Source organism: Delftia sp. ASV31 (assembly GCF_016428765.1).
GTDB classification, from domain to species: Bacteria; Pseudomonadota; Gammaproteobacteria; order Burkholderiales; family Burkholderiaceae_C; genus Comamonas; species Comamonas acidovorans.
The window spans coordinates 104,022-117,951 of sequence record NZ_JAELTK010000001.1 but is presented as its reverse complement, the minus strand read 5'-3'; the positions used below and the strand labels follow the sequence as shown (position 1 = coordinate 117,951).

8 protein-coding genes and 3 tRNA genes are annotated in these 13,930 nt (G+C 64.9%); 4 read left to right on the top strand and 7 right to left on the bottom strand.

The features are described from left to right. Window positions 1-284: 284 nt before the first annotated feature. Window positions 285-2,312 (top strand): DEAD/DEAH box helicase, encoded by a 2,028-nt coding sequence (locus JHD82_RS00505; protein WP_063328170.1) that lies wholly within the window; start codon window positions 285-287, stop codon window positions 2,310-2,312. A 151-nt stretch (window positions 2,313-2,463) separates the two neighbouring features. Next, window positions 2,464-3,933, top strand: a complete 1,470-nt coding sequence (locus tag JHD82_RS00500) for a sensor domain-containing diguanylate cyclase (RefSeq protein WP_328511957.1) — start codon at window positions 2,464-2,466, stop codon at window positions 3,931-3,933. Window positions 3,934-3,955: 22 nt separating this feature from the next. Here JHD82_RS00500 and JHD82_RS00495 read toward each other — a convergent pair whose 3' ends face one another. Continuing rightward, entirely contained in the window at window positions 3,956-5,188 is a 1,233-nt protein-coding gene (locus JHD82_RS00495) for a multidrug effflux MFS transporter (RefSeq protein ID WP_012207132.1), read from the bottom strand. 126 nt (window positions 5,189-5,314) lie between these two features. On the opposite strand from JHD82_RS00495, the gene JHD82_RS00490 reads away from it, so the two are divergent. Next, the gene (locus tag JHD82_RS00490) at window positions 5,315-6,454 is read left to right on the top strand and encodes a TRAP transporter substrate-binding protein (protein WP_233174574.1); all 1,140 of its coding nucleotides are present in this window, start codon (window positions 5,315-5,317) and stop codon (window positions 6,452-6,454) included. 36 nt (window positions 6,455-6,490) lie between these two features. On the opposite strand, the gene JHD82_RS00485 is transcribed toward JHD82_RS00490, so the two are convergent. From JHD82_RS00485 to JHD82_RS00470, 4 genes are all read right to left on the bottom strand, one after another. Beyond that, a tRNA-Lys gene (locus JHD82_RS00485) sits at window positions 6,491-6,566 on the bottom strand. 46 nt (window positions 6,567-6,612) lie between these two features. Beyond that, window positions 6,613-6,688 (bottom strand) — tRNA-Lys (locus tag JHD82_RS00480). A 55-nt stretch (window positions 6,689-6,743) separates the two neighbouring features. Further along, window positions 6,744-6,819: transfer RNA gene (locus tag JHD82_RS00475), tRNA-Lys, on the bottom strand. A 186-nt stretch (window positions 6,820-7,005) separates the two neighbouring features. Continuing rightward, on the bottom strand, window positions 7,006-7,983 hold the full coding sequence (locus JHD82_RS00470; RefSeq protein ID WP_012207130.1) for a GMP reductase: 978 nt from the start codon (window positions 7,981-7,983) through the stop codon (window positions 7,006-7,008). A gap of 352 nt (window positions 7,984-8,335) precedes the next feature. On the opposite strand from JHD82_RS00470, the gene JHD82_RS00465 reads away from it, so the two are divergent. Then, window positions 8,336-10,807 carry a UvrD-helicase domain-containing protein gene (locus JHD82_RS00465; RefSeq protein ID WP_199135114.1) on the top strand — a complete coding sequence of 824 codons (2,472 nt, stop codon included), beginning with the start codon at window positions 8,336-8,338 and terminating at the stop codon, window positions 10,805-10,807. Window positions 10,808-10,831: 24 nt separating this feature from the next. Here JHD82_RS00465 and JHD82_RS00460 read toward each other — a convergent pair whose 3' ends face one another. Next, a complete protein-coding gene (locus JHD82_RS00460; RefSeq protein ID WP_199135113.1) occupies window positions 10,832-11,464 on the bottom strand; it encodes a hypothetical protein in 633 nt (210 codons plus the stop codon). 276 nt (window positions 11,465-11,740) lie between these two features. After that, window positions 11,741-13,693 (bottom strand): PhoX family phosphatase, encoded by a 1,953-nt coding sequence (locus tag JHD82_RS00455; RefSeq protein ID WP_199135112.1) that lies wholly within the window; start codon window positions 13,691-13,693, stop codon window positions 11,741-11,743. Between the last annotated feature and the right edge of the window lie 237 nt (window positions 13,694-13,930).

Genomic DNA, 13,930 nt, shown 5'->3' with positions numbered 1-13,930 from the left:
GGAAAACCCGGGGAGTGCGACAATCTACAGCTTGCCCCCATCAACAAGGGGCAATTTGCACATCTCCATCACACAAGGGCCCCTGCGCTGTGTGTCTGTGGTCGGTGTCCATAGACCACCATGAAGGCTTTCATGGATGGCGGGACCACCGGTTTCGGACCAGCCGAAAATGCCCATCCGCCCTTTTGCGAAGGGCCGGTTAAGTCTGACGGTGGATGTTGACCCAACCGTCGAGAAAAGCGTGCCAGATCGCTGACTGCGCGTGCTTTTCGTTAGAGCCATTCATGAACGATATCTCTCAAGAGCAGGGCATCATTGCCGCTGCCGATTCCTCTTTTGCTTCCGCCGCTGAAGCATCTTCCGTGCTGAACGCCGCCGTTGCCAGCGCCGAGCAGGCCGCCGAATCCCTGGCCGCCGCCGAAGTCGTGGAAATCGCCGAAGGCGCCGAGGCTGTTGAAGCAGCCCCCGAACTGCCCAATGCCTTCATCGAGCTGGGCCTGGCTGAAGAGCTGGTCCGTGCCGTTGCCGATCTGGGCTACACCCAGCCCACGGCCGTGCAGGCGCAAGCCATTCCCCTGGCCATGGGCAGTGATGACCAGGCCTTCATCGACCTGATGGTGTCCAGCCAGACCGGCTCGGGCAAGACCGCTGCCTTCCTGCTGCCCGTGCTGCACACGCTGATCCAGCAAAAGGCTGACGAAGAAGCCGCCATCCGCGCCGAATATGACCGCCAGTGCGCCGAAGCAACGGCCAGCGGCCAGCCCACGCCCAAGCGCAACAAGCGCAAGGACCCCACGAATCCCCGCAACTTCAAGGCAGCCGTTCCCGGCGCCCTGATCCTGTGCCCCACGCGCGAGCTGGCACAGCAGGTGGCGCATGACGCCATCGAGCTGGTCAAGCACTGCCGCGGCATCCGCATCGCCAACGTGGTGGGCGGCATGCCCTACCAGCTGCAGATCGCCAAGCTGCAGAACGCCAACCTCGTGGTGGCCACACCCGGCCGTCTGCTGGACCTGCAGCGCTCGATGCAGATCAAGCTCGACCAGGTTCAGTTCCTGGTGGTGGACGAAGCCGACCGCATGCTGGACCTGGGCTTCTCGGACGATCTGGCCGAAGTCAACGACCTGACGGCACAGCGCAAGCAGACCATGATGTTCAGCGCCACCTTCGCGCCCCGCATCCAGCAACTGGCCATGCGCGTGATGCATGACGGCGGCTCCGGCGTGAAGAAGGTCACCATCGACACGCCTCAGGAAAAGCACGCCAGCATCAAGCAGGTGCTGTTCTGGGCCGACAACTCCCAGCACAAGCGCAAGCTGCTGGACCACTGGCTGCGCGACACCACGATCAACCAGGCCATCGTTTTCGCATCGACCCAGGTCGAGTGCGACGGTCTGGCCAATGACCTGCAGCAAGACGGCTTCTCCGCCGTGGCACTGCACGGCGCCCTGAGCCAGGGCCTGCGCAACCGCCGCCTGATGGCGCTGCGCAGCGGTCAGGTGCAGGTGCTGGTGGCTACCGATGTGGCGGCACGCGGCATTGACGTGCCCACCATCACCCACGTCTTCAACTACGGCCTGCCCATGAAGGCCGAGGACTACACCCACCGTATCGGCCGCACGGGCCGTGCCGGTCGCGAAGGTGTGGCCGTCACGTTCGCGGAATTCCGTGACCGTCGTCGCATTTTCGATATCGAGGCCTACAGCCGCCAGCAATTCAAGGCCGAAGTGATTCCTGGCCTGGAACCCGCACAGCGCGCACCCAGCAGCAACGAAGGCCGTGGCGGCCGTCGTGGCGGCGGTGGTTTTGAAAGCCGTGGCGGCGATCGCCGTGGTGCCGGCGGCGGTGGCCGTGGCGGTTTCGGTGGTGATCGTGGCTTTGGCGGCGATCGCGAGCGCAGCTTCGGTGATCGCGGTGGCGATCGTGGCTTCGGCGCACGCCGTGATTCCGAAGGCTATGGCCGCAAGGCTGGCTTCGGTGGCTTCGGCGGTGGCCAGCGCGAAGGCGGCTTCGGCCAGGGCCAAGGTCAGCGCGAAGGCGGCTACAGCCAGGCCCCGCGCGAAGGCGGTTTTGGCCGTGGCGGTGAAGGCCGTGGCTTCAGCGGCGACCGTGGTGCTCCGCGTGGCGGCGATCGCCGTGACGGCGCTCCCCGCGAAGGCGGCTTCCGTGGTGCATCCGGCGAGTCGCGCGGCTTTGGCGGTGGCGAATCCCGTGGCGGCTTCGGTGGCGGCGAGCGCCGTCCTGCCTTCGGCAAGAGCGCTCCCAAGCCTTACTCGCCCCAGGGCGGTGATCGCAAGCGCGTCGTGCGCTGATCGATCTCGGCATAGCATGCAGACCGGCCCTTCGGGGCCGGTTTTTTTTCGGCCATCTGCGTCCTCGCGTGGTGCGGCCTGTCCTTGATGGTGCAGAACCTGCTGTCTGGCGGGCTCTGTGACTGCCATAATCGCGGCGCGGAGGTGCCCTGTGGAGTCTTTGATCGCGTCCAGTGTGGATTTTGAACACATGTTCGAACTGGCCCCCGTCTCGCTATGGCTGGAGGACTACAGCGCGCTCAAGCAGCTGCTCGACCAGTGGCGTGCACAGGGCGTGACCGATCTGCAGGCGCATTTTCTGGCCCACCCCCAGGCGCTGCAGCAGTGCAGCGCTGCGCTCAAGGTGGTGCGCGTCAACCAGCGCACGCTGGACCTGTTCGGCGCCAGTGACCAGCAGACCTTTCTTGCCAGCCTGGGCCAGGTGTTCCGCGATGACATGCACGCGGGCCTGGCCTGCGAGCTGGAGGATCTGTGGCAGGGCTCTCTGAGCTTTGCCAACCGCACCGCCAACTACACGCTGGACGGGCGACGGCTCGATGTGCAGATCCGTGGCCGCATCCTGCCCGGTCATGAAGCGCTTTGGGACTGCGTGCTGGTGTCGCTGGAAGATGTGACGGCCGAGATGCGCAGCGCGCGCCAGCTGCACCGCAGCGAACAGTACTCGCGCGACCTGTTCGAGTACTCGCCCGTGTCGCTGTGGGTCGAGGATTTCAGCGCCATCAAGCGCCTGCTTGACGATGTGCGCGCCCAGGGCATCAGCGACTTCGCCACCTTCCTCAAGGTGCACCCGGAATTCGTCTCGCGCTGCATGCAGGAGATTCGCGTCGTGGACGTGAACCGCCAGACGCTGCGCATGTTCGGTGCCACCGACAAGCTGCAACTGCTGAGCCGGCTGGGCCGCATCTTCCGTGACGAGATGATCGACTCCTTTGCCGATCAGTTGCAGGACCTTTGGAGCGGCAAGCTCGTGCAGCACCGCGAAGTGGTGAACTACGCCCTGTCAGGCGACGCTCTGCACATCCACATGCAGCTGGCCGTGCTCGATGGCCATGCAGATGACTGGGGGCTGGTGCTGCTGTCGCTGGTGGACATCACGGCGCGCAAGAAGGCCGAGGCCTACCTCGAATACCTGGGCAAGCACGATGTGCTGACCCAGTTGCGCAATCGCGCCTTCTATATCGAGGAACTCAATCGCCTGGCACGCAAGGGGCCCTGGCCGCTGGCGGTGATTGCCATCGACATGAATGGCCTCAAGGAGGCCAATGACGAGCATGGCCATGCTGCAGGCGACGACATGCTGCGCCGCGTGGGCGAAGTGCTGACCAAGGCCGTGGATGCGCCTGCCTGCGCGGCGCGCATAGGCGGCGACGAATTCATGGTGCTTTTGCCGGCTTCGGACGAGCGCGGCGCCGAGGCGGTCAAGGAGCGCATCCTCTCGCTGCTGGAGCTCAACAACCAGTTCTATCCGGGCCAGGCGGTCAGCCTGTCCATGGGCGTGGCCTGCTGCGATTCGGGCAGCCAGGTCGAGGCCACCGTCTCGCGCGCCGACCAGGCCATGTATGCCGAAAAGGCGCGCTACTACAAGGAAAGAATGCTGGACCGCCGCGCGGGCCGCGCTTAGCGGTCTTGCAACGCAGTGCCGGTCAGGCCTCCGAGGCATGCCGCCCGATTTCGGGCCAGCGGTGGTGCAGGTAGATCCAGGACGCCAGCCCGATCAGCATCATGCTGATCGAGCCCAGGGCCAGCAGTACGGTCGAATGCATCACCAGCGGTGCAATCATGCCGGCCACGATGCCATTGGCCGTGGAGCCGACCACGGCCTGCAGCGATGAGGCCAGGCCGCGCCGCTCCGGGTGGATGTCCAGCACCAGCAGCGTGACCACGGGCACCATCATGGCCCAGCCGAAGGCGAACACCCCCACGGGAATCAGCGCCCAGCTCACGTGGGCGGGCCAGATCAGGTTGGCGACCAGGTTGATGATGGACACGACGAACATGATCAGAAAGCCATGGCGGATCTGGTGCTTGGGCGGAATGCGCCCGGCCAGACGGCCGCTTACCCATGCGCCGCCCATGATTCCCGAGATCGAGATCACGAAGAACCAGAAGAACTGCTGCGGCTGCAGGTGCAGCAGGTCGCCCAGGAAGGCGGGCGCCGACAGCACATACAGAAACATGCCGTTGAACGGCACGCCGCTGGCAAAGGCCAGCAGCACAAAGCGCGGATCGCTGCACAGCTCCTTGTAGCCGTGCATCAGAGGCTTGAAGCGGAAGGGCTGGCGCTGCGCCTGTGGCAGGGATTCCGGCAGGAATCGCCAGTTGATGCCCCACAGCAGCACGCCCACCAGGGTCAGGAACCAGAACACTGCCGCCCAGCCCAGGTGTATGAACAGCCAGCCGCCCATCACAGGGGCCAGGGCTGGCGCGATGCCAAAGAAGATGGTGATCTGCGCCATCACGCGCTGGGCCTGGGCGGGTGGAAACAGGTCGCGCACCACGGCGCGCGACACCACGATGCCGGCACCCGTGGACAGGCCCTGCAGCGCGCGAAACAGCACCAGCTGCGTGATGTTCTGCGACAGCGCACAGCCCGCCGATGCCAGCGTGAATACGGCCAGCCCCCACAGCACCACGGGGCGGCGGCCAAAGCTGTCGGCCATGGCGCCGTGGAAAAGGTTCATGAAGGCAAAGCCGAACAGATAGGCCGACAGCGTCTGCTGCATCTGCAGCGGCGTGGCGTTCAGGGCCTGGGCGATGCCGGAGAAGGCAGGGATGTAGGTATCGATCGAGAACGGCCCCAGCATGCCCAGGATGGCAAGCAGGACGGCCAGGGCCCAGCGCGGGCCCTGCCAGAGCGGGGAAACATTTTGTGGCATGCAGGCGAGGCGGTTGTGCGTTGCGGAAGACCGCAGGCGCAGAAAAAGGCCGCGCGCGCTTGCGCCTGCGGCAGGGTGACACTGTAGCGGCTTGGCTGGAATCCGGTGTGACGGATGGCTTGGCGAATGGCCTGGGCGATGGAATTGGTTGATAGTTTTTATCTAAATGATGTAAATATCGATAGAATTTATCTTTTGCGCCAGCATGCACAGGTCCGCCGTTGGGGTGGATGGCATGGTTCTGGGCGCTTTCGCCAAGGATCTTTCATGACTGTTTCTCGCCGCACGTTGATATCGGCTCTGGCTCCGGCTGCGTTGCAACTGACTGCCGGCGCTGCCTGGTCCAAGGGCCACCGACTGCAGCTCTCGGCGGCCTATGGCGATGGCATCTTCCACACGCAGAACCTGCGCAACTTCGCGGCGCGCGTGCATGCCGATACCCAGCAGGCGCTGGAGATCGATGTGGTGTCCAACTCTGCGCTCAAGCCCATGGCGCAGGTGCTTCCAGCGCTCAAGCGCAATGAAATCCAGTTCGGCGAAGTTCTCATGTCGTCCTATGTGGATATGCATCCGCTGCTGGGCATGGACTCGCTGCCTTTCATAGTGCGCGGCTTTGACGAGGCCGCGCGCTTGTGGCAACTGACCCGTCCCGTGCTGCAGGAATTTTTGCTGGCTCAGCAGGGTGTGCGCCTGCTGTTTGCCGTGCCCTGGCCGGCGCAGGGCCTGTTCTGCCGGCGTCCGGTCAACAGCATCGTGGACCTCAGGGGGCTCAGGCTGCGTGTGCAAAGCGATGCGACCAAGCGGCTGGCGGAACTCTGGGGAGCGCAGCCGGTGGTGCTCGCGGCCGGTGATCTTGGCATGGTGCTGGAGCAGGGAGGTATTGACGCCATGGTTTCATCCAGTGCCACCGGCGTCGACAGCCAGGCTTGGAAGACCATGAAGGTGTTTCTGGACATCAAGGCCTGGATTCCCAAGAACATGTTGTGCGTCAGCGAACTTGCCTGGAAGGGCTTTGCCGAGCCGGAACGCCAGGCCATCAGCCGTGCCGCCGTGCTGGCCGAGAAAGAAGGCTGGGCGCTGGCCCAGCAGGCCGATGAGCTGGGCAAGAAGGTTCTTGTCGACAACAAGATGTCCGTCACCGCGCCATCGGCGGACCTGCGCCGCATGCTGGATTTGGTGGGGGAGCGCTTTGGCCGGGAGTGGGTGGCCAAGGCTGGCAGCAGCAATATGTCTGTGCTGATGGAATACAACAAGAAAAGGCACTGAGCGCTGTCGCGCCGAGTGCCTTGTTCTGGGTATTGGTGGTGGGCCCTGAGTGATTCGAACACTCGACCAACGGATTAAGAGTCCGCTGCTCTACCAGCTGAGCTAAGAGCCCACGTATTTCTGCGTGGATGCCTGATGAGATCAGGCAAAAAAATTCTTGGTGGGCCCTGAGTGATTCGAACACTCGACCAACGGATTAAGAGTCCGCTGCTCTACCAGCTGAGCTAAGAGCCCCCTCGGGTATTCCGAAGGAATCAGCCTGGATGAATCCAGGCTGAAAAGGAATTTTTGGTGGGCCCTGAGTGATTCGAACACTCGACCAACGGATTAAGAGTCCGCTGCTCTACCAGCTGAGCTAAGAGCCCCAAAAAACAAGTCTGCGCTGCAAACGAGACCGCAATTATGCGGCATTTTTTGTGCGCTTGCAGGAAGACGCGCCAAATTTTTAGTTCATGGGCATGGTGGCGCTGAGCCGGGCCCGCGTGCCACCCGGTGCGCAGCCGCAAAAAAGGCGGCCGAGGCCGCCTTTGGGGTGCTGGCGCGCAGCGCGCTTACATCAGCAGATGTTCGCCTGCGTTGTCACCGCCCAGGATCACGTAGTTGACCTTGCGGATGTCCATCAGCTTCTTGCCGCCGGAGTAGCTGATCGAGCTTTGCACGTCCTGCTCCATCTCGATCAGGGTGTTGGCCAGAAGGCCCTTGACGGGCTCGAGGATGCGCTTGCCCTCCACGTGCTTGTACTCGCCCTTGTTGAAGTCCGAGGCCGAGCCGTAGTACTCCTTGAAGCGTTGGCCGTTTTCCTCGACGGTCTGGCCCGGCGATTCCTCGTGGCCCGCGAACAGCGAGCCGATCATCACCATGGTGGCGCCAAAGCGCACGCTCTTGGCGATGTCGCCGTGGCTGCGGATGCCGCCATCGGCAATGATGGGCTTGGTCGCCACGCGCGCGCACCACTTGAGCGCCGACAGCTGCCAGCCGCCCGTGCCAAAGCCCGTCTTGAGCTTGGTGATGCAGACCTTGCCGGGGCCGATGCCGACCTTGGTGGCGTCAGCGCCCCAGTTCTCCAGGTCGATCACGGCTTCGGGCGTGCCCACGTTGCCGGCGATCACGAAGGACCTGGGCAGCTTTTCCTTGAGGTAGCCGATCATGTTCTTCACGCTGTCGGCATGGCCGTGGGCGATGTCGATGGTGATGTATTCGGGGCACAGGCCTTCGGCGACGAAGCGGTCCACGGTGTCGTAGTCGGGCTTCTTGACGCCCAGCGAAATGGAGGCGAAGCAGCCCTTGCCCTGCATCTCGCGCACGAACTGCACGTTGTCCAGGTCAAAGCGGTGCATCACGTAGAAGTAGCCGTTCTGGGCCAGCCAGGTGCAGATGCTCTCATCCACCACCGTCTTCATGTTGGCCGGCACGGCCGGGATGCGGAAGGACCGACCGCCCAGCTCCACGCTGGCATCACACTCCGAGCGGCTTTCCACGCGGCACTTGCGCGGCAGCAGCAGGATGTTGTCGTAGTCGAAGATTTCCATTTGATTCCAAGCTCCATGAAAGGTCGCGGCAGGAACATCCCTCCGCGATGGGGCGCTTGGCTTGGAGGCCGGTCTTGCGGGCGGCGCGGGCGGGCCGCGTCGCCAGGGCGGCTGTGGCCCGGGCACAAAAAACCGGACCGCAAGAAACTTGGGCCCGGTGATTGATTCTATACGTTGCCGGCGACGGGCCTGGGCACCCTGTCGATATAGCGGTTATAGGGATGGCGTTATGAACCTGCAAGGGCGCGCTGCGCGGGCCTATTGCGGGCCGATTGCGGGCCGATTGCGGGCCGATTGCGGGAAATGCGGCATCGGTTTCCCTGGGGCGCGAGGTGCTTTCTACAATGCCGGGATGTTCCCGATCGATCTGCTCGACGGCGCCTCCGGTGCCGCACCCGCCTCCAACTCCCCTTTGCTGGCCAACCTCAATGAGGAGCAGCTTGCTGCCGTCACGCTTCCGGCCGGCCACGCGCTGATCCTGGCCGGTGCGGGCTCGGGCAAGACGCGGGTGCTGACCACGCGCATCGCCTGGCTGCTGCAGACGGGCCAGGCCACGCCGGGCTCCATCCTGGCCGTGACCTTCACCAACAAGGCGGCCAAGGAAATGCTGGCCCGCCTGTCGGCCATGCTGCCCTACAACGTGCGCGGCATGTGGATCGGCACCTTCCACGGTCTGTGCAACCGGCTGCTGCGCGCCCACCACCAGGCGGCAGGGCTGTCGTCCACCTTCCAGATCCTGGACACGCAGGACCAGCTGTCGGCCGTCAAGCGCCTGTGCAAGCAGTTCAACGTGGACGACGAGCGCTTTCCGCCCAAGCAGCTGCAGTACTTCATTGCCGGCTGCAAGGAAGAGGGCATGCGCCCCGGCGACGTGGTGGCCAATGACCCGGACACGCGCAAGAAGGTCGAGATCTACCAGCTCTACGAGGAGCAGTGCCAGCGCGAGGGCGTGGTCGATTTCGGCGAGCTGATGCTGCGCTCCTACGAGCTGCTGCGCGACGACGCCGCGCTGCGCGCCCACTACCAGCGGCGCTTTCGCCACATCATGGTGGACGAGTTCCAGGACACCAACAAGCTGCAGTACCAGTGGCTCAAGCAGCTGGCGGGCGACATGGTGGATGGCCGCCTGCAGGCCACGGGCAGCGTGATCGCCGTGGGCGACGACGACCAGAGCATCTACGCCTTTCGCGGTGCGCGCGTGGGCAACATGCAGGACTTCGTGCGCGAGTTCGATGTGCGCCAGCAGATCAAGCTGGAGCAGAACTACCGCTCCTACAGCAACATCCTGGACTGTGCCAACGCGCTCATCAGCCACAACAGCCAGCGCCTGGGCAAGAACCTGCGTACCACCCAGGGCCCGGGCGAGCCCGTGCGCATCTACGAAGCGCCCACGGACATGGCCGAGGCGCAGTGGATGGTCGAGGAAATCCAGCAGCTCGTGAAAAAGGACGGCTGGCAGCGCCAGGAAATCGCCGTGCTCTACCGCAGCAATGCGCAAAGCCGGGTGATCGAATCGCAGCTGTTCAATGCCGCCATTCCCTACCGCGTGTACGGTGGCCTGCGCTTTTTCGAGCGCGCCGAAATCAAGCATGCGCTGGCCTACCTGCGCCTGCTGGAGAACCCGCACGACGACACCAGCTTTCTGCGCGTGGTGAACTTCCCGCCGCGCGGCATCGGCGCGCGCAGCGTGGAGACGCTGCAGGACGCGGCGCGCAGCGCGGGCTGCTCGCTGCACGATGCCGTCTCGGCGGTGCCGGGCGCGCCGGGCACCAAGCTCGCAGGCTTTGTCGCCAAGATCGACGTGCTGCGCGAGCAGACCCAGGGCCGCACGCTGCGCGAGATCATCGAGGCCATCGAGGAAGAAAGCGGCCTGATCGAGCACTACCGCAACGAAAAGGAAGGCGCCGACCGCATCGAGAACCTGCAGGAACTCGTGAACGCGGCCGAGAGCTTTGTCACCCAGGAAGGCTTTGGCCGCGACGCCGTGGCCCTGCCGCTGGACGAGCACGACGGCGCCAGGGCGCTGACGCAAAGCCCGGCCAGCCAGGGCCTGGACCCTGCGCTGCCGCTGCTGGACACGCCGCTCACGCCGCCGGCCGGCACCGTGGCCGGCATGGTCGATGCCGATACCGGCGAGACCTTGTCGCCGCTGGCCGCCTTCCTGACGCACGCGGCGCTGGAGGCTGGCGACAACCAGGCCCAGGCCGGCCAGGACGCCGTGCAGCTGATGACCGTGCATGCCTCCAAGGGGCTGGAGTTCGACGCCGTCTTCATCGGCGGCGTGGAAGAGGGCCTGTTCCCGCATGAGAACGCCATGATGGACCGCGGCGGCCTGGAGGAAGAGCGCCGCCTGGCCTATGTGGCCATCACCCGCGCGCGCAAGCGCCTGTACCTGAGCCATTCGCAGACGCGCATGCTGCACGGGCAGACGCGCTACAACGTCAAGAGCCGCTTCTTCGACGAGCTGCCCGATGAGGCGCTCAAGTGGATCACCCCCAAGCAGGGCGGCTTTGGCAGCTACGCGCCCCGCCCCGGTGGCGGCGGTGGTGGTGGTGGCTATGGTTCACGCGATCGCGGCGGCTTCGGCAACAAGGCCGAAGGCTGGCGCAGCGAGGTCTTCGCCAGCCCGCCCGTGCCGCCGCAAAAGGCCGCTCCGGGCCACGGCCTGCGCGTGGGCCTGAACGTGTTCCACAACAAGTTCGGTGAAGGCAAGGTGCTGGCCCTGGAAGGCACGGGCGACGATGCGCGCGCCCAGGTCAGCTTTGGGCGCCACGGCACGAAGTGGCTGGCGCTGTCCATTGCCAAGCTCACGGTCGTGGAGTGAGGCGCGGGCTGCCGCGCCCGGCTCTCAGGGCTTGACTTCGAAGCTCAGCGTGGTGGTGTGGCGCACGTCGGTGTATTTCTTGCCGTCCAGCGTGACCGAGCCGTTGTCCACGCGCGCCGTCACCTCCAGCACGTACAGGCCCGGGAAGTAGGGCTTGAAGCTCACCGTGCCGTCCTGCGATGGCGTGAGCGTGCGGTACCAGCCCTCGCTGGTCTGCACGTTGACCTGGCTGGCCGCGACCTTGCGGCCCATGAACACCAGCTGGAACGTATCGCCGCCCGCCGTGGTGGGCACCAGCTCCAGGTCGTTCACGGCCTTGGTGTCGTTGCGGCCGAAACGGGCCTGGTAGTAGGTCAGCACGCCATTGGCGCCGGGGCGCGTGGCGGCGATGCGCACATCGCCCTGGCCTGCGTCCGCGGTGAAATGACTGGCGTCGGCCTTCAGGGGAATGCTCTTGCCGTCGGGCAGGACCTGCCTGGCGTCTTCCAGGGCCGGCAGCTGTTGCAGCGGCTTGCGCAGCTCTCCGGCATAGGCCCGGGCCTGTCCTGCGTCCTGCTGCAGCCAGAGATAGTCGGCATGCGCGGCCGGCACCGCCAGTGCGGCGGCGGCCAGCCATGCGGCGGCGGTGCTGCGAAGGATGCGGGAAGGGTCGGTCATGGAGTCTCTCCTGTGGTGTGGCTCTGCGTGCGCCTGCCGGGCCTTGAGGGGCGTGATCCGGCGGGACTGAAGATGGTGCGATGGCGGGCGAGCGACGCCGCAATGCATCAGAAATTATAGCGAGCAGGTGAGAATGACTCTTGTTTTGCACGCCAGGAGTCGGGTTCACGACATCCATGCAATTGCGGCGCAGACATGCAAAAAGGCCATGGAAATCCATGGCCTTTTGTGTGGCTGCGCCACTCGCCGCAGGGCGGCGGGGCGCTGTGGCGGCGGTCAGGCCGACAGCTTGGGCTGGGCCGCGGTGCCGGTCAGGTAGCCGACGGCTGCGCCGAACTTGCCGCGATAGTTGGCGCTGATCAGCGGGTCCAGCGTGGGCTTGACCACGTTGTGGATGGCGCCCCAGTCACCGGCGTGCTGGAAGTTGCTCATGATGTAGGTCCAGCCGTTGATCTCGTCCACGGCATGCAGGCCGGTGGATTCGCCGCCTGCGGGAATCGACATCAGGCGCGACAGCTGCTTGGTGTCGATGTTGTAGGCCCACAGGAAGTTGTTCACGTGCTGGCCGCTGTCCTCGCCGATGAACAGGGTGCGCATCTTCTCCGAGAACTTGAGGTTGTCGGGGTTGCAGATCTTGTTCGGGTTGCCGGTGTTGCCCAGCGCGTCGGCGCTGATGTCTTCGCCGGCCAGCAGGGCCTTGGTGTCCACGGGCATCCACTCGCTGTTGATGGCGGCGCCTGCCGTGTCCTTCTGGCCGCCGCGCAGGTTCAGTGCCATCACGGCGCCGGCCTTGAGCTGCTTGGGGATGGACACGCCGTTGCCAGCCACGTTCAGCGCATCACCGGCCACCATGGACTTTTCGCAGTTCTGCAGGGCCGAGTAGGCCACCTTGTCCTTGGCGTTGACGGTCGTGCCTTCCATCTTGGTGAAGCCCATGCTTGCGCCCTTGAAGGCGGCGTAGCGGTGGGTTTCCAGGAAGGCGGCAGCCTTGTCCATGCCGGGGTTGATCTTGATCCACTCGACCTTGCCGTTGGCCGTGATCTTGGTGTAGCTGGCGTCGCCCGGATCGGTCTTGGCCACGGTCATGATGTCCGTGGGCTTGAGCGTGTTGGCCAGTTGCTCGATCTCGGCGCTGGTGGCCGAGCCCAGCTTGATCCAGGTCAGCGCGGCGGCGCTGCCCGATGCGGGGTCGATGGAGAAGCCCGCGCCCACCTTGGCCACGTACAGCGAACCCGAGGACAGGTCCTTTTCCTTGTCGGCCACGAAGACGAAGTAGCCGCTGTTGGTGGCGTCGTCGCCCATCAGCGCCGTGCGCTGGTCGGGCATGACCTGGACCAGCTCGTGCGAGATGCGGCCCATGCAGAAATGCTTCTTGATGCTGGCCGTGCCGTCCGCGTTGACCGTCACTTCGGGCATGTGGCCGTAGTGGTAGGGGTTGGCCTTGTTCTGGTCGCCATACAGGTTCTGGCTGAAGGCCAGCAGCTGGGCATTGCCGGTGGTGAAGGCGTCGGGCTCGTACTCTTCGCTGGACAGGTGGGTGCCCCAGGGCGACAGGCTGGCGCCGCAGGTGATCCACAGGCCGTGCACCTTGGAGGTGTCCACGTTGTGGTACTTGACCAAGCTGAGCTTGCCGGTGGTCTGGTCCTGGTCCAGCGTCAGCACGGCGATGGGCGAGGGCAGCTTGCCGTACATGTCGGTCTTGCCGTCCTGCGCCCAGGTGGTGTATTCGAACTGCACCACGGCGAACACGGGCTTGCCCTTGACGCCGTCCACCTTGGCATTGGGCACGGTCAGCAGCGAGGTGCCGTCGGGCGAATCGGAGAAGAAGTGGCGCTCGCTGCCGGCCACGGTGCGGTCGATGATCTTGTTGTTGTTGATGTCGTAGTAGCCGCCGGCCAGGACCTTGCCGCCCTTGCCGTCCGGCACTTCATCGCCGGTCACGAAGAAGGGCTGGTAGCCCAGGTCGAAGCTCTGCTCGCTGTTGTCGCTGAACTGCACCTTGAGCTGCGAGGCCACGGTCATCCTGGCCATGGCCTGGGGGTTGGCCAGCGTGGGCGCTGCCATGGAGGTGAAGCTGGCCGCCACATAGTTCTTCGCGGGGCCGTCGTCACCGCCGCCGCAGGCGGTCAGCAGGCCGGTGGCGGACACGGCGGAGCCGAGCGGCAGCAGGGGGGCGCCGGTCAGGAATTGCAGCGCCTTGCGGCGGGAGAGCATCGTGGATTGGGACATGGGGCTTCCGTTATGGGTTTGTCAGCGTCAACCCATCGGGGGCGGGATGGGCCGGGATGCCGCCGCGCACTCGCTGGCTTGACATCCGCACGGCATGCTAGGCAGCCGGTGTGACAGAGCGATGGCATCCGCATGACGAAACCGTGACAGCGTCATATGACAGCCGCCAGGCGAGGGGTGCCAGGCGATGCGGCCCGTCAAAAAAACAAAGAAGAGGCGCGAAGTAGGGCCCGAAGA